At 66.6% G+C, this 16,004-nt stretch carries 14 protein-coding genes; 12 read left to right on the top strand and 2 right to left on the bottom strand.

Translation table 11 applies throughout. From position 1 onward, the window contains the following. Nucleotides 1–65 precede the first annotated feature (65 nt). The 7 genes from VGC77_RS02085 (at nt 66) to VGC77_RS02055 (ending at nt 8,684) form a co-directional block, all read left to right on the top strand. Complete coding sequence (locus VGC77_RS02085) at nt 66–2,483, top strand: TonB-dependent receptor (protein ID WP_331169902.1); 2,418 nt, start codon at nt 66–68, stop codon at nt 2,481–2,483. 24 nt (nt 2,484–2,507) lie between these two features. Continuing rightward, nucleotides 2,508–3,035, top strand: a complete 528-nt coding sequence (locus tag VGC77_RS02080; RefSeq protein WP_331169901.1) for a copper chaperone PCu(A)C — start codon at nt 2,508–2,510, stop codon at nt 3,033–3,035. Further along, on the top strand, nt 3,032–3,574 hold the full coding sequence (locus VGC77_RS02075; protein WP_414709595.1) for a YcnI family protein: 543 nt from the start codon (nt 3,032–3,034) through the stop codon (nt 3,572–3,574). The genes VGC77_RS02080 and VGC77_RS02075 overlap by 4 nt, the downstream gene beginning before the upstream one ends. Continuing rightward, a complete protein-coding gene (locus VGC77_RS02070) occupies nt 3,571–5,178 on the top strand; it encodes a FixH family protein (RefSeq protein ID WP_331169900.1) in 1,608 nt (535 codons plus the stop codon). The genes VGC77_RS02075 and VGC77_RS02070 overlap by 4 nt, the downstream gene beginning before the upstream one ends. A gap of 122 nt (nt 5,179–5,300) precedes the next feature. Then, the gene (gene proS, locus VGC77_RS02065) at nt 5,301–6,620 is read left to right on the top strand and encodes a proline--tRNA ligase (RefSeq protein ID WP_331169899.1); all 1,320 of its coding nucleotides are present in this window, start codon (nt 5,301–5,303) and stop codon (nt 6,618–6,620) included. A 76-nt stretch (nt 6,621–6,696) separates the two neighbouring features. Further along, nucleotides 6,697–7,977, top strand: a complete 1,281-nt coding sequence (locus VGC77_RS02060; RefSeq protein WP_331169898.1) for a lipoprotein-releasing ABC transporter permease subunit — start codon at nt 6,697–6,699, stop codon at nt 7,975–7,977. Nucleotides 7,978–7,985: 8 nt separating this feature from the next. After that, entirely contained in the window at nt 7,986–8,684 is a 699-nt protein-coding gene (locus VGC77_RS02055) for an ABC transporter ATP-binding protein (RefSeq protein WP_331169930.1), read from the top strand. A 39-nt stretch (nt 8,685–8,723) separates the two neighbouring features. On the opposite strand, the gene VGC77_RS02050 is transcribed toward VGC77_RS02055, so the two are convergent. Further along, nucleotides 8,724–8,981 carry a DUF3551 domain-containing protein gene (locus VGC77_RS02050; protein ID WP_331169897.1) on the bottom strand — a complete coding sequence of 86 codons (258 nt, stop codon included), beginning with the start codon at nt 8,979–8,981 and terminating at the stop codon, nt 8,724–8,726. 52 nt (nt 8,982–9,033) lie between these two features. Continuing rightward, complete coding sequence (locus VGC77_RS02045; protein WP_331169896.1) at nt 9,034–9,300, bottom strand: DUF3551 domain-containing protein; 267 nt, start codon at nt 9,298–9,300, stop codon at nt 9,034–9,036. A 482-nt stretch (nt 9,301–9,782) separates the two neighbouring features. Here VGC77_RS02045 and dnaE point away from each other — a divergent pair, with 482 nt between their 5' ends. The 5 genes from dnaE to tsf form a co-directional block, all read left to right on the top strand. Then, the gene (dnaE, locus tag VGC77_RS02040; RefSeq protein ID WP_331169895.1) at nt 9,783–13,289 is read left to right on the top strand and encodes a DNA polymerase III subunit alpha; all 3,507 of its coding nucleotides are present in this window, start codon (nt 9,783–9,785) and stop codon (nt 13,287–13,289) included. A gap of 67 nt (nt 13,290–13,356) precedes the next feature. Next, nucleotides 13,357–13,560 (top strand): type II toxin-antitoxin system VapB family antitoxin, encoded by a 204-nt coding sequence (locus VGC77_RS02035; protein ID WP_331169894.1) that lies wholly within the window; start codon nt 13,357–13,359, stop codon nt 13,558–13,560. Beyond that, nucleotides 13,560–13,958, top strand: coding sequence for a type II toxin-antitoxin system VapC family toxin (gene vapC / locus VGC77_RS02030; RefSeq protein ID WP_331169893.1), 399 nt, complete (start codon nt 13,560–13,562; stop codon nt 13,956–13,958). The genes VGC77_RS02035 and vapC overlap by 1 nt, the downstream gene beginning before the upstream one ends. Nucleotides 13,959–14,240: 282 nt before the next feature. Continuing rightward, entirely contained in the window at nt 14,241–15,242 is a 1,002-nt protein-coding gene (locus tag VGC77_RS02025; protein ID WP_331169892.1) for a 30S ribosomal protein S2, read from the top strand. A 135-nt stretch (nt 15,243–15,377) separates the two neighbouring features. Further along, a partial coding sequence (tsf, locus tag VGC77_RS02020) for a translation elongation factor Ts (protein ID WP_331169891.1) occupies nt 15,378–16,004 on the top strand: 627 nt, incomplete at its 3' end.

Genomic DNA, 16,004 nt, shown 5'->3' with positions numbered 1-16,004 from the left:
GGCGCAGGCCTGCTTCATTGACGCCTCAGTGAGCCGGCCCGCGCGCCGGCATCGGGACGATTTCCATGGGACGCCCAAGATCCTTGAACGGCTCCGGCACGCTGCTGGCCGCGCTGCTCATTCTCGCGCCAGCAACGGCGCCTGCGCAAACTTCGGACGGCGAACTGCCGCAGATCAATGTCGAGGCGCGGTCCAAGAAACCCGCCGCCAAGCCGAGGCGGCTGGCGCCGGCGCGGCCCAGCCGGCCTGTCACCACTGTGGTGGTCAATCCGCAGCCCGGCGGCGGCGAGGCGCCCAACACCTCGCCCGGCACGCCGCCGATCAAACAGACCTATCAACTGCCGCAGACCGCGGCGAGCGTCACCGCCGCCGAGATCGAGCAGAAGGTCAACGTCGTCGATTCCGAGGACGCGGTGAAGTACCTGCCGAGCCTGTTCGTGCGCAAGCGCAACAACGGCGACACCCAGCCGACGCTGGCGACGCGGAGCTGGGGCATCAACTCCAGCGCGCGCAATCTGGTCTATGTCGACGACATTCTGATCAGCGCGCTGATCGGCAACAACAACACCATCGGCGCGCCGCGCTGGGGGCTGGTGGCGCCGGAGGAAATCAAGCGGGTGGATTTTCTCTACGGCCCGTTCGCGGCGGCCTATCCGGGCAATGCGATGGGCGGGGTGCTGCTGATCACCACGCGGATGCCGGACAAGCTGGAGTTCACCGCCAAGCAGGTCGAGAGCCTGCAGAGCTTCGAGCGCTACAACACCTCCGGCAGCTATCGCACCGACCAGACCAGCGTCACGCTCGGCGACCGCAGCGGCAACTTCTCGTATTTCCTCAGCGGCAATGTCCAGAACAGTTTCAGCCAGCCGCTGTCCTGGATCACCACCGCCACCACCCCGGCGGGGTCCAGCGGCACCATCCCGCAACTCAACAAGACCGGCGCGGTCGCCAATGTGGTCGGCGCGGGCGGCCTGCTGCACACCGAAATGGCTAATCTGAAGGGCAAGTTCGCCTGGGACATCACCCCGCTGGTGCAGGCGGTGTATGCGATCGGCTACTGGTCGAACGACGCCGATTCCCGGGTCGAGAGCTATCTGCGCAATGCCGCCGGCGTCACCACCTTCGGCGGGGTCGCAGGCTTCGCCGCCAGCGCCTACACGCTCAACGAACAGCATCTGGCGAATTCGCTGTCGGTGAAATCCGACACCAAGGGCAGTTTCGACTTCGACCTCTCGGTGTCGCGCTATGACTGGCTTGAGGACATCCAGCGCAATCCCTACACCGTGGTCGCCGGCAGCGCCGCGGCGGGGTTCTCCAGCAACGGCAAGATCGCGCGGCTCGACGGCACCAACTGGATGAACGGCGACGCCAAGGCGATCTGGCGGCCGAACGACGCCCACGAAATTTCCTTCGGCCTCCATGCCGACCGTTATTTCCTCAACAACCCGACCTATGCGACGCCGACCTGGAATAGCGGGTCGGATTCAACCGCGGCGCTCTACAGCAGCGGCCAGGGCACCACCCGCACCGCGGCGCGGTGGCTGCAGGACGCCTGGAGATTCGCGCCGGCGCTGAAGCTGACGCTGGGCGGCCGGCTGGAAGATTGGAAGGCCTATGACGGCACTAATCTGCAGACCGCGCAGAGCGCCGCCGGCGCCATCCTGTCGAGTTCGGCGAAGCTGCAGCCGGAGCTCGACGCCACCCGGTTCTCGCCCAAGGCCTCGCTCGCCTTTGAGCCTTCGAAACAATGGCTGGCGACGGCGTCGTTCGGCCAAGCCTATCGGTTTCCGACTGTGTCGGAGCTGTACCAGATCGTCTCCTCGGGGACCAATCTGCAATTCCCCAATCCCAATCTGACGCCCGAAAACGTGCTGAGCGAGGAGCTGGCGCTGGAGCGGCGCTTCACCGACGGCAAGGTGCGGCTGTCGCTATTCCACGAATACGTCCGCGACGCGCTGATCTCGCAGACCGGGGTGGTCGCCGGCAGCACCACGATCTTCACGTTTTTCAGCAATGTCGATGCGGTGCGCAATCGCGGCGTCGAACTCGCGGTGCAGAAGGACAACGTGCTGATCGACCGCCTCGAAATGTTCGGCAGCGTGACCTATGTCGATTCCAGAATCATCAGCGATCCGGATTTCGTCAGTTCAACCGGCACCACCGCGACCGGCAAGCGGGTGCCCTATGTGCCGGACTGGCGCGCCACGCTCGGCGCCACCTATCGGCCGGACGCCTATTGGGCGTTGACCGCGGCGCTGCGCTACAGCGGCAAGCAATATTCCACGCTGGACAACACCGATATCATTTCCAACGTCTATGGTGCGTTCGACAGCTTTACCGTGGTCGATCTGCGCGCGCAGTATAAGTTCTCCGAGACCGCGACCGCGGATTTCGGCATCGATAATGTCGGCAACACGCAATACACGCTGTTTCATCCGTTCCCCGGGCGCACTTATGTCGCCGACGTCAAGATCAAGTTCTGAACACTGTCAAAGAAGGAGCCTCCGATGAAGATGATGTCCCGTGTCGTAGCCTGCGCCGCTGTCGTGCTGGCGTCGGCCTGTGCCGCGCAAGCCGAAGACGTCAAGGCCGGCGATCTGTCGATCACCCAGGCCTGGAGCCGCGCCACGCCCGGCGGCGCCACGGTGGCCGGCGGTTATCTCACCATCGAGAACAAGGGCGCGGCGCCGGATCGCTTGATCGGCGGCGAGGCCGCTATCGCCGGCAAGGTGCAGCTGCATGAGATGAGCATGGCCGACGGCGTGATGACGATGCGGCCGCTCGACAACGGGCTCACAATCGCGCCGGGGCAGAGCGTCAAGCTGGCGCCCGGCGGCTATCATCTGATGCTGCTCGAACTCAAGGGCGCGCTGAAGCAGGGTGAGCAGGTGCCGGTGACGCTGAGTTTCGAGAAGGCCGGCAAGGTCGCGGTCACGCTCGACGTGCAGGGCGTCGGCGCCCAAGCGCCGGCCGCCGCCAGCGGCGACGCGCACAAGATGGCGCCCGATCACTCCGGCATGAAGATGTCGAAATGAGCCGCGCGATGATGACGATGTGTTGCGCGCGGGGTGCGCTGTTGGCGGTCGTCGTCGGCCTTGGTTCGACCGCGGCCGACGCCCATGTCACCATTCGCCCCAATGAAGTGCCTGCGGGCAGCTATGTCGAGGCCGCGCTGAATGTCGCGCATGGCTGCGACGGCAGTGCCACGGTCGCGGTGCGGGTCAAGATCCCGAACGGCGTGTTGTCAGTAAAGCCGCAGATGAAGCCGGGCTGGAACGTCGAGATCAAGAAACGCACGCTCGACGCTCCGCTCGCCGGGCTGCACGGCAAGACCGTTACCGAAGTGATCGACGAAGTGTCTTGGCGCGGCGGCCCGTTGCCGGACCATCTCTACGACAGCTTCGGCCTGCAGATGAAGACGCCCGACGGTGCGGGGCAGACGCTGTATTTCCCGGTGGTGCAGGAATGCGAGCAGGGGGTGAACCGCTGGATCGAGGTCCCTGCGGCGGGGCAATCCGCCGACAAGCTGCACGAACCGGCTCCGGCGCTGCGGCTGAAGCCGAAGGCGCCGTGAGCCGGCGCGTCGGCAAGGCGCAACGCGGCGCATTGTGGCTGTCGCGGCCGCTGCTCTGGATCGCGCTGGCGCTGGCGCAACCCGGCCTGGCGCTGGCGCATGCCAGCCTGGTCGCGACCGATCCCGTCGCCGACGCGGTGCTCGCCACCGCGCCGGCGACGCTGACGCTGAGCTTCAGCGACGAAGTCACCCCACTCATGGTGCGGATCATCGAGAGCGATGGCCGGGCGATCGACCTCAGCACCATCGCGCGGCGCGGGACGACGCTGATCGTGACGCCGCCCGCGCCGTTACGGCCCGGCGCGCATCTCGTCAGTTGGCGGGTGATGTCGGAGGACGGCCACCCGGTCGGCGGCTCGTTCGGCTTTTCGATCGGCGCGAGGCCTGCCGCCGCGCCGCAGCTCGCGCGCGGCAATGTGGTGGCGCGGCAGGCGGCGATCTGGACCGCGCAATTGGTGCTCGAGATCGGGTTGTTCGTCGGCATCGGCGGCGCGTTCTTCGTAGCCTGGCTGCGGCCGCCCGGTCGCCGCCGCGGGGCCGCCGTCTGCGCGACGGTCTGCGTCGCCGCACTGCTCGCGCTTGGCGCGGCGGTCGGACTGCAGGGACTGGACGCGCTGGAGGCACCGGCGAGCGCGCTGGCGTCGACCGCGGTATGGAGCGCCGGGCTGCGCGGCTCGTTCGGCTGGTCGGCGGGCGTCGCCGCGCTCGGCCTATGCCTCGGACTGCTCTCGTTATCGCGGCGGAGCGGCGCGGCGAGGGGGCTCTCCGCCGCAGCGATGCTGTGCGTCGGGGCGACGCTGGCGCTGAGCGGCCACGCCGCCAGCGCCACGCCGCGGGCGCTCGCGGCGGGCGCGGTGTTTGTGCATGGCGTCAGCCTGGCGTTTTGGATCGGCGCGCTGCTGCCGCTCTATGCGGCGCTGCGAACGCCGGGCGCGGCGGCGCTGCCGGTGCTGCGGCGGTTTTCCGACAGCGTTCCGTGGGCGGTGGCGGCGCTGCTCGGCAGCGGCGTCGCGCTGACGCTGATCGAGCTGCCGCGGCTCGATGCGCTGTGGCGCAGCGACTATGGCCTGGTGCTGACCGGCAAGCTGGCGCTGGTGCTCGGCCTCTTGGCACTCGCCACCGGCAACCGGATCTGGCTGACGCCGCGGATCGACGGCGACGACCGCGTGGCGCGGCGGCTGTTGCGGCGCTCGATCGCGGTCGAGCTGGCGCTGGTCGCCATGATCCTCGGCGTGGTCGGTCTGTGGCGCTTCACGCCGCCGCCGGCCGCGGCTGCCGCAGCGGTGCTGCCCCGCGCCACCGAGATCCGCAGCGACCGGGTGCTGGCGCAGGTCGGCGTCGCGTCGGTCGCCGGCACAACCGAAATCACCGTCGCGCTGACCACGCCCGGCGCTCAGCCGTTCGCGGCGCAGGCGGTCAGCGTGACGCTGGCGCGGCCGGAGCTGCAGATCGAGCCGGTGACCGCGCCGGCGCGGCGGCTTGCCGATGGTCGCTGGCGGGCGACGCTGACCGCGCCGTTGTCGGGCCGCTGGATGCTCGGGCTCGGCATCCTGGTCGACGATTTCGACAAACTCTTGGTCGAGACGCCGATCGAGCTGCCCTGACTGCAGCGCAGCACCGCCGGCCGCGGGGTTTTCCGCCTTGCTGCGGCCGCGCCCTTGTGTTTTGGCATTCAATCCGGTTTCACTGCCGTCCGCCCTTGTCCCACCGATTCTTGAGTATCCCCATGCGATTGTCGCGGTTCTTTTTGCCGATCCTGAAGGAAACCCCGAAGGAGGCGGAAATCGTCTCGCATCGGCTGATGCTGCGCGCCGGCATGATGCGGCAGGAGGCCGCCGGCATCTATGCCTGGCTGCCATTGGGCCTGCGGGTGCTGAAGAAGATCGAGCAGATCGTCAGGGAAGAGCAGAACCGCGCCGGCGCCATCGAATGCCTGATGCCGACGCTGCAATTGGCCGACCTGTGGCGCGAGAGCGGCCGCTACGACGCCTACGGCCCGGAGATGCTGCGCATCACCGACCGCCACAAGCGCGAATTGCTGTTTGGGCCGACCAACGAGGAAATGATCACCGAGATCTTCCGCGCCTATGTCCGCTCCTACAAGAACCTGCCGCTCAATCTCTACCACATCCAGTGGAAATTCCGCGACGAGCAGCGGCCGCGGTTCGGCGTGATGCGCGGCCGCGAATTTTTGATGAAGGACGCCTATTCGTTCGACATCGACGAGGCCGCGGCGCGCAAATCCTACAACCGGATGTTCGTCGCCTATTTGCGCACCTTCGCGCGGATGGGGCTGAAGGCGATCCCGATGCGCGCCGAAACCGGCCCGATCGGCGGCGATCTTTCCCACGAATTCATCGTGCTGGCGGAGACCGGCGAGTCCGGGGTGTTCTGCGACAGCGACGTGCTGAACCTGCCGGTGCCCGGCGACGACGTCGACTATGACGGCGATCTCACCGCGATCATCAAGCAATGGACCTCGGTCTATGCCGCGACCGAGGACGTCCACGACGTCGAGCGCTTCGAGCGCGAAGTGCCGGCCGACAAGAAGCTCAACACCCGCGGCATCGAGGTCGGCCAGATCTTCTATTTCGGCACCAAATATTCCGACAAGATGAAGGCGCTGGTGGCCGGCCCTGACGGCGTTGACGTGCCGGTGCATGGCGGCTCCTACGGCGTCGGCGTGTCGCGGCTGGTCGGCGCCATCATCGAGGCCTGCCATGACGAGAACGGCATCAAATGGCCGGAGGCGGTGGCTCCGTTCCGCGCCGCGATCCTCAATTTGAAGCAGGGCTCAGCCGACACCGACGCCGCCTGCGAAGCGCTGTATCGCGAGCTCACCGCCAAGGGCGTCGACGTGCTCTATGACGACACCGACCAGCGTGCCGGAGCGAAATTCGCCACCGCCGACCTGATCGGCATTCCGTGGCAGATCCTGGTCGGGCCGAAGGGGCTGGCCGACGGCACTGTCGAATTGAAGCGCCGCGCCGACGGCTCGCGGGAGAACGTGACGCCGGCCGACGCGGTGGCACGGCTGACGTCATAACGACTTATCCACCGCGCGCTCGCGACGGCGCCGACGGCGAGGCTAGAATAAGCCCGAATCGTGTGAGATTCGGACTATGGATGAAGCCATGAGCGAGCCAGTTCGAACCCCACCTTTCGCGCCATTCGAGTGGCTGCTGTCCGGACGCTATCTGCGGGCGCGTCGCAAGGAGGGCTTCATCTCGGTGATCGCCGGGTTTTCCTTCCTCGGCATCATGCTTGGCGTCGCCACGCTGATCATCGTGATGGCGGTGATGAACGGCTTCCGCAAGGAGCTGTTGGACAAGATCCTCGGGCTCAACGGCCACTTGCTGGTGCAGCCGTTGGAAAGCCCGCTGACCGATTGGAAGGACGTCGCCGAGCGGATCTCCGGCGTCGCCGGCATCAGGCTCGCGGCGCCCGTGGTCGACGGCCAGGCGTTGGCGTCGTCGCCGTTCAACGCGTCTGGCGTGCTGGTGCGCGGCATGCGCGCCGACGACCTCAACAACCTCACCTCGATCGCCAAGAACATCAAGCAGGGCACGCTGGAAGGCTTCGACGAAGGCCAGGGCGTGGCGATCGGGCGACGGCTCGCCGACCAATTGTCGCTGCACGCCGGCGACAGCATCACGCTGGTGGCGCCGCGCGGCGCGGTGACGCCGATGGGCACCACGCCGCGGATCAAGCCCTACAAGGTCACCGCGGTATTCGAGATCGGGATGTCGGAATACGACAGCGGCTTCGTGTTCATGCCGCTGCCGGAGGCCCAGGCCTATTTCAACCGCGCCTCCGACGTCACCGCGATCGAGGTGTTCACCAACAACCCCGACAAGATCGACGGCTTCCGCAAGAGCGTCACCGAGGCGGCGGCGCGGCCGGTGTTCCTGGTCGACTGGCGGCAGCGCAATTCCACCTTCTTCAACGCGCTGCAGGTCGAGCGCAACGTCATGTTCCTGATTCTGACGCTGATCGTGCTGGTGGCGGCGCTCAACATCGTCTCCGGGCTGATCATGCTGGTGAAGGACAAGGGCAGCGACATCGCCATCCTGCGCACCATGGGCGCCTCGCAGGGCTCGATCATGCGGATCTTCCTGATCACCGGCGCGGCGATCGGCGTGGTCGGCACCTTGACCGGGTTTCTGGTCGGGCTGTTGGTCTGCCTGAACATCGAGAATATCCGCCAGTTCCTGTCCTGGCTGACCAACACCGAATTGTTCTCGCCGGAATTGTATTTCCTGTCGCGGCTGCCGGCCGAAATCGACATCGGCGAAACCGCCGCGGTGGTGATCATGGCGTTGACGCTGTCGTTCCTCGCCACGTTGTATCCGTCGTGGCGCGCCGCCAAGCTCGATCCCGTCGAAGCGTTGAGGTACGAGTGAGCACGCCGATGGAGGAGGTCGCCGAAGAGGTTCCGGTCGTCTATCTGCACGACGTCAAGCGGCAATACATGCAGGGCGAGTCGATCCTGACCATCCTCAACGGCGCCAAGCTGGCGCTGTGGGCCGGCCAGTCGGTGGCGCTGGTGGCGCCGTCGGGCGCCGGCAAATCGACGCTGCTGCACATCGCCGGATTGCTCGAGCATCCCGACGAGGGCGAGGTCTATGTCGGCGGCACCGCCACCTCCGGCTTGAGCGACGCCGAACGCACCCAGATCAGGCGCACCGACATCGGCTTCGTCTATCAGTCGCACCGTTTGCTGCCGGAATTCTCAGCGCTGGAAAACGTCATGCTGCCGCAGATGATCCGCGGCCTGAAGCGGGCCGAGACCATCGAGCGGGCCAAGGAGATCCTGGCCTATCTCGGGCTCGGCGATCGCATCACCCACCGCCCGGCGGAACTGTCCGGCGGCGAGCAGCAGCGGGTCGCGATCGCGCGCGCGGTGGCCAATGCACCGAGGGTGCTGCTGGCCGACGAGCCGACCGGCAATCTCGATCTGCACACCGCCGACCATGTGTTTCAGGCGCTGATGCAATTGGTGCGCGCTACCCAGGTGGCGATGCTGATCGCCACCCACAATATGGAATTGGCCGGGCGGATGGACCGCCGGGTCTCGATCCAGGACGGCCAGGTGGTCGAACTCGATTAGCCGCGCGGCGGAGCAACGCGGCGAGCGGCAACATCCCGTTCAACGATGGCGGTGACGCCGATGCGGCCGCGGACGCGGCGCCACCGGGCGCGGCGCAGGCGCCGCGTAGAACGGGTTCTCGAGGCACTGCGCGGCGCGGCCGGAGGCCGACGCCTGGCATTGCGGGATCGAAGTGTAGGCGCATTCGTCGTAGTAATCGACATAGGTTTGGTAGACCCGCAGACAGACCGGATAGTCGCGGGCCAGCAGCGTCGAGGGGAAGGCGAGGACGCCCAGCAAAATCAGACCTGCACGCATCGCCGCCTCCATTCGATTCTCCAAGATCGCGCCGCACATATAAGCCAATCGATCAGTCGCGCGCATGACGCCGGCTGCGGCGCGGCTGCGGTTCCGGTTCGACGGCGCCATAGCTGTAATACGGATTGCTGTCGCAATAGGCGTAACGCCCCGACGCCGTGGCCTGGCACTGCTGGTAGGTCGCGAAGCTGCAGTCGCCCAGCACCTGATCATAGTCCTGTCCCTTGATGCAGAACGGATAGTCCCGGGCCTCGGCCGGCGTGGTGTCGATCGCCGACACGGCGCCGAGCGCCAGCAAAGCCAAAAGTGCAGCACGCATTTTATCCTCCAACCGGCCGCAGCCGTCCGTGATTCCAGATCCGGAGCAAGCCGCTCCTTGGGCGCGGCGTCAACTCACTTCGCCGCGCAGGTGCCATCCGTGGTCGCCGGTCGCAGCGCCGGCGCTGTGGTCGCGGCGCGATTTACACTTTGTCAGCCATCGCGACGCCTCGGGCTTTTCCGCCGCTTGACTCTGGAACGGATCAAGAACAATGTTCTGGTTATGTTCCAACCCGGGAGGCAGAGATGTTGAAGACCTTCGTTGAAGAGGCCGCGGCGCTGACGTCCATCGTGTTGTTCGTGGGAATGATCGCGGTCTGGGCTCAGGTCATCCCGCAGCTCTGAACCGGGCTGGGGACAGCGGGCACGGTGGCTGCGGTGCCGGTTTACAGGCCGGCCGCGCGGACGCACCATAAAAGGCGAGTCGACCGCCGCCATCGCGGTCGCCGCCGTCCTCAGCTGTCCTGGATTTGATGCCGCGCCATGAGCAATGCCGGATTCGTTCATCTGCACGTGCATTCGGCCTATTCGCTGCTGAAAGGCTCGATCAAGATCGCCAAGCTGTGCGAGCTGGCCAAGGCCGACCACCAGCCGGCGCTGGCGCTGACCGACACCGACAACATGTTCGGGGCGCTGGAATTCTCCGAAAAGATGGCGGGCTACGGCATCCAGCCGATCGCCGGCTGCGAATTGGCAATCGATTTCGGCGACCAGGATCCCAACGCCCGCAACGCGCTTGCGGCGACGCCGTCGCGCATTGTCTTGCTGGCGACCCGCGAGCGCGGCTACCGCAGCCTGATCAAGCTGAATTCGCGGGCGTTCCTGGAAACCCCGGTGAACCAGACGCCGCATATCAAGCTCGATTGGCTGACCGGCGACGCCGAGGACCTGATCGCGCTGACCGGCGGCCCGGAGGGGCCGATTGCGCTGGCACTCAACGGCGACCACGCCGCCCTGGCCGAGGCCCGCTGCGACCGGCTGGCCGCGTTGTTCGGCGACCGGCTCTATGTCGAATTGCAGCGCCATGGCGTCGACGCCGAGCGCCGCGCCGAGGCGGCGCTGATCGATCTCGCCTACGCCAAAGGCCTGCCCTTGGTGGCGACCAACGAGCCGTATTTTGCCACCACCGACGATTACGAGGCGCACGACGCGCTGTTGTGCATCGCCGGCGGCCGGCTGGTGGCGGAGAGCGACCGGCCGCAACTGACCCCGGATCACCGCTTCAAGACCCGGGCGGAAATGGCGGTGCTGTTCGCCGACCTGCCGGAAGCCTTGGCCTCTACCGTGGACATCGCCGAGCGCTGTGCCTACCGGCCGCGCACCCACAAGCCGATCCTGCCGCATTTCACGCGCGGCGCCGGCACCGGCAGCCACGCCGCCGCCGCGGCCAGCGAAGAAGCCGACGAAGTGCGGGCGCAGGCCGAGCAGGGGTTGATCAAGCGGCTGCAAGTGCACGGCGTGGCGAAAGGCGCCACCGAGGAGGACTACCGCGCGCGGCTGGAATTCGAGCTCGGCATCATCACCCGGATGCAATATGGCGGCTACTTCCTGATCGTCGGCGACTTCATCAAATGGGCCAAGGAAAACGGCATTCCGGTCGGTCCCGGCCGCGGCTCCGGCGCCGGATCGCTGGTGGCCTATGCGCTGACCATCACCGACCTCGACCCGATCCGCTTCGGCCTGCTGTTCGAACGCTTCCTCAATCCGGAACGCGTCTCGATGCCCGACTTCGACATCGACTTCTGCCAGGACCGCCGCGGCGAAGTGATCGAATATGTGCAGCGCCGCTACGGCCGCGACCAGGTGGCGCAGATCATCACCTTCGGCACGCTGCAGGCCAGAGGCGTGCTGCGCGACGTCGGCCGGGTGCTGCAGATGCCTTACGGCCAGGTCGACAAGCTGACCAAGCTGGTGCCGCAGAATCCGGCGGCGCCGGTGACGCTGAAGCAGGCGATCGAAAGCGAGCCGAAGCTGCAGGCGTTCCGCGACGAGGATCCGGTGGTGGCGCGCGCCTTCAACATCGCGCAGCGGCTGGAGGGCCTGACCCGCCACGCCTCGACCCACGCCGCCGGCATCGTGATCGGCGACCGCCCGCTCTCAGAGCTGGTGCCGATGTATCGCGATCCGAAATCCGACATGCCGGTGACCCAGTTCAACATGAAATGGGTGGAGCCGGCCGGGCTCGTCAAGTTCGACTTCCTCGGCCTGAAGACGCTGACCACGCTCGACGTCGCGGTGAAGCTGTTGAAGCAGCGCGGCATCCACGTTTCGCTGCCGACGCTGCCGCTCGACGATCCCGACACCTTCGCGATGCTCGGGCGCGGCGACGTGGTCGGCGTGTTTCAGTTGGAAAGTCAGGGCATGCGCCGCGCGCTGGTCGACATGCGGCCCGACCGTTTCGAGGACATCATCGCGCTGGTGGCGCTGTATCGGCCGGGCCCGATGGCCAACATCCCGACCTATTGCGCGTGCAAGCACGGCGACGAGGAGCCGGAATATCTGCATCCGGTGCTGGAGCCGATCCTCAAGGAAACCTTCGGCGTCATCATCTATCAGGAACAGGTGATGCAGATCGCCCAGGTGATGGCCGGCTACTCGCTCGGCCAGGCCGATCTGTTGCGCCGCGCGATGGGCAAGAAGATCCGCGCCGAGATGGAGAAGCAGCGCGCCGGCTTCATCGCCGGATCGGTCGAGCACGGCGTGCCCAAGGCGCAGGCCGACAGCATCTTCGAATTGCTGGCGAAGTTCGCAGACTACGGCTTCAACAAGAGCCACGCCGCCGCCTACGCGCTGGTGTCGTACCACACCGCCTACATGAAGGCGCATTACCCGGTGGAGTTTCTGGCGGCGTCGATGACGCTGGAAATCCACAACACCGACAAGCTGTCGGAATTCCGCGCCGAGGCGCAGCGGCTCGGCATCAAGGTCGAGGCGCCGAGCGTCAACCGCTCCGGTCCGACCTTCGAGGTCGCCGACGGCACCATCTTCTACGCGCTCGCCGCGCTGAAAGGCGTCGGGCCGCAGGCGGTCGAACTGATGGTCGAGGCGCGCCGCGGCGGCGTGTTCACCTCGCTGGCGGACTTCGCCGCCAAGGTGAACCCGAAGGCGATCAACAAGCGGGTGATCGAGAGCCTCGCCGCCGCCGGCGCGTTCGATCAGCTCAATCCCAATCGCGCCGCGGTGTTCGCCGGCGCCGACGCGATCATGGCGGCCTGCCAGCGCCACCACGAGGCCGCGGCGATGGGCCAGGACGACATGTTCGGCGGCATGGCCGATGCGCCGACCATCATGCTGCCGCAGATCGAGGCCTGGCTGCCGGCGGAGCGGCTGCGCCGCGAATACGACGCCATCGGCTTCTTCCTGTCCGGTCATCCGCTGGACGACTACGCCACCGCGCTGAAGCGGCTGCGGGTGCAGCCCTGGGCCGAATTCTGCCGCGCGGTGAAGTCCGGCGCCACCGCCGGCCGGGTCGCCGCAACCGTGGTGTCGCGGATGGAGCGGCGCACCAAGACCGGCAACAAGATGGGCATCCTCGGGCTGTCGGACCCGACCGGGCATTTCGAGGCGGTGCTGTTCTCCGAGGGGCTCGCGCAATATCGCGAGGTGCTGGAGCCCGGCGGCGCGGTGCTGCTGCAGCTCGGCGCCGAGCTGCAGGGCGAGGACGTCCGCGCCCGCATCCTGCACGCCGAACCGCTGGATGACGCCGCCGCCAAAACTCAGAAAGGACTGCGGATCTTCCTGCGCGACACCAAGCCGTTGGAGTCCATCGCCAGGCGGCTGCAGATGCCGGAGGCTGGCGGCGACGCGCCGGCGCCGGCCGCGGCCGGCGAGGCGAAGCGGCCGGGCGGCGACGGCGAGGTGACGCTGGTGCTGATGCTCGACCTTGAAACCGAGGTGGAAATGAAACTGCCCGGCCGGTTCCGGGTGTCGCCGCAGATCGCCGGCGCGATCAAGGCGGTCTCCGGCGTGGTCGACGTGCAGACGGTGTAGCCGCTTTGTCTGCGGCGCGTGTGTATGCTATCCTTCAGGCGTACACATGCTCGCGAGATCGCCGGCGATGCGCACCAATATCGAAATTGACGACACGCTGATGGCGGAAGCCCAAGAAGCGGCCGGCCAAGCCACCAAAAAGGACACGGTGGAGCAGGCGCTGCGCTTAATGATCCGCCTGAAAAAGCAGCGCGAGGTGGGCCAGGCATTTGGTCAATACCGCTGGCGCGGCAATCTGGCCCGGAGCCGGAGCGGGCGAGGCGCGCGCTGATGGTCGTCGACAGCAGCGTCTGGATCGACTTCCTCAATGGCCGCAAGGCCGCTCATGTGGAACGGCTGCGGGCAGCTCTCGGTGTCGATGAGGTCATCGTCGGTGATCTGATGCTGTGCGAAGTGCTGCAGGGATTGTCCAGCGAGCGGGACGCCCGACAGGTCGAAGCCCTGTTGCGTCGGTTCGAGATCGTGCCGATCGGGGGCGATGCGATCGCGGTGTCGGCCGCCCGCAATTTCCGCGCACTCCGTCGGCGCGGCGTCACCATTCGCAAGACGATCGACCTCTTGATCGGCACCTGGTGCATCGAGAACCGCAGGGTGTTGTTGCATAATGACAGCGATTTTAGGCCGATGGCGAGGTATCTGGGGCTAATGGAAGCGCCGATGCTGGCCTGACAGCGGCGGCCGCTCCGGCTCTTGATGAAGATTACGCTTGTCCGCGGGCGGCCGGATGCCGGCCACGGCGCACTGACCCGAACCGGGGGGCGCGGGGATCGCAGCCCAGGGCAAACCGCCCATTTGCCTTGCTTTGGCGCAGAATCCGGCTATATACCGCGCCATCTCACACGGAAGCATGGCAACAACGCCGTCCGGTGGCATCCGGGCCGACCTGCAGGCTATCTGCAGCAAGCCCTTGTGCTCACACGCTTCCGGAGGAACCAACCGGAGAATATCACGATGGCACTTCCCGAATTCTCGATGCGTCAGCTGCTCGAAGCTGGCGTTCACTTTGGCCACCAATCGCACCGCTGGAATCCGAAGATGGCGGAATACATCTTCGGGGCCCGCAACAACATCCACATCATCGATCTGGCGCAGACCGTGCCGTTGCTGCATCGCGCACTTCAGGCGGTCTCAGACACCGTCGCCAAGGGCGGCCGCGTGCTGTTCGTCGGCACCAAGCGCCAGGCGCAGGACGGCGTCGCCGAAGCCGCCAAGCGGTCGGCGCAGTATTTCGTCAATTCGCGCTGGCTCGGCGGCACGCTGACCAACTGGAGGACCATTTCCGGCTCGATCAAGCGGCTGCGCCACCTCGACGAGGTGCTGAATTCCGGCGACGCCAATGCCTACACCAAGAAGGAACGCCTGACCCTGCAGCGCGAGCGCGACAAGCTCGATCGCTCGCTCGGCGGCATCAAGGACATGGGCGGCTTGCCCGACCTGATCTTCGTGATCGACACCAACAAGGAAGACATCGCGATCCAGGAAGCCCAGCGGCTCAACATCCCGGTGGCGGCGATCGTCGACACCAATTGCGACCCGAAGGGCATCACCTATCTGGTGCCGGGCAATGACGACGCCGGCCGCGCCATCACGCTGTATTGCGACCTGATCGCGCGTGCGGTGATCGACGGCATTTCCCGCGCCCAGGGCGATTCCGGGTTCGACGTCGGCGCCTCGGTGGCCCCGCTGCGCGAAGAGCTGCCGGCCGCGGTACCCACCGCCACCGCCTTCCAGGGGCTGGCCGGGCCGCGCGGCACCGCCGACGACCTCAAGAAGCTCACCGGGGTGTCCGGCGCGATCGAGAAGAAGTTCAACGACCTCGGCATCTTCCATTATTGGCAGCTGGCCGAACTGGATCGCGACACCGCGCACAAGATCGGCGAAGAAGTCGGTCTGCCGAGCCGCGCCGATGGCTGGGTTGCCCAGGCCAAGGCGATGACCGCGGAAGCGGAATAACGCAAGCCATTGCGGCCGGGACATCCGGCCGCAATGTTTTGGCGGCAACAATCAAGTTTTCGGATTCCTGACGGCGAATCGCGGGCGGCAATGGCTGTTCCGCGCGCGCCCTGACAGGCAGAAGGACGTTCAGAGATGGCAACGATTACAGCGGTGATGGTCAAGGACCTGCGCGAGACCACCGGCGTGGGCATGATGGACTGCAAGCAGGCGCTGACCGCGAACGACGGTGACATGCAGGCGGCGATCGACTGGCTGCGCAAGAAGGGCCTGTCGAAGGCCGCCAAGAAGGCTGGCCGTGTGGCTGCCGAAGGGCTCGTTGCGGTGGCCATCAAGGGCAACACCGGCGTGGCGATCGAAGTGAATTCCGAGACGGACTTCGTGGCCCGCAACGACGACTTTCAGGCGCTTGTGCGCAACGTCGCTGCCGTTGCGGCGGATCGGGGCGGCGATGCCGAAGCTGTCAAGGCGGCCCCCTATCCCGGTGGCGGCACGGTGGCGGACGCGATCTCCAACGCCATCGCCACGATCGGCGAGAACATGACGCTGCGCCGCGTGGCCGAGGTCAAGGTCGCGCACGGCGTGATCGGGCAGTATGTCCACAATTCGGTGAGCGAAGGTCTCGGCAAGATCGGGGTGATCATCGGGCTCGAGTCGACCGGCGACGCAGCCGCGCTTGCCACGCTCGGTCGCCAGATCGCCATGCACATCGCGGCAGCTTCGCCGCTCGCACTCGATCAGGCGAGCGTCGACCCCGCGGTT

Source organism: Rhodopseudomonas sp., assembly GCF_036404135.1.
Taxonomy (GTDB): Bacteria; Pseudomonadota; Alphaproteobacteria; order Rhizobiales; family Xanthobacteraceae; genus Rhodopseudomonas_A.
Note: the sequence above shows the minus strand (reverse complement) of the source record. Positions and strands in the feature narration are given on the sequence as shown.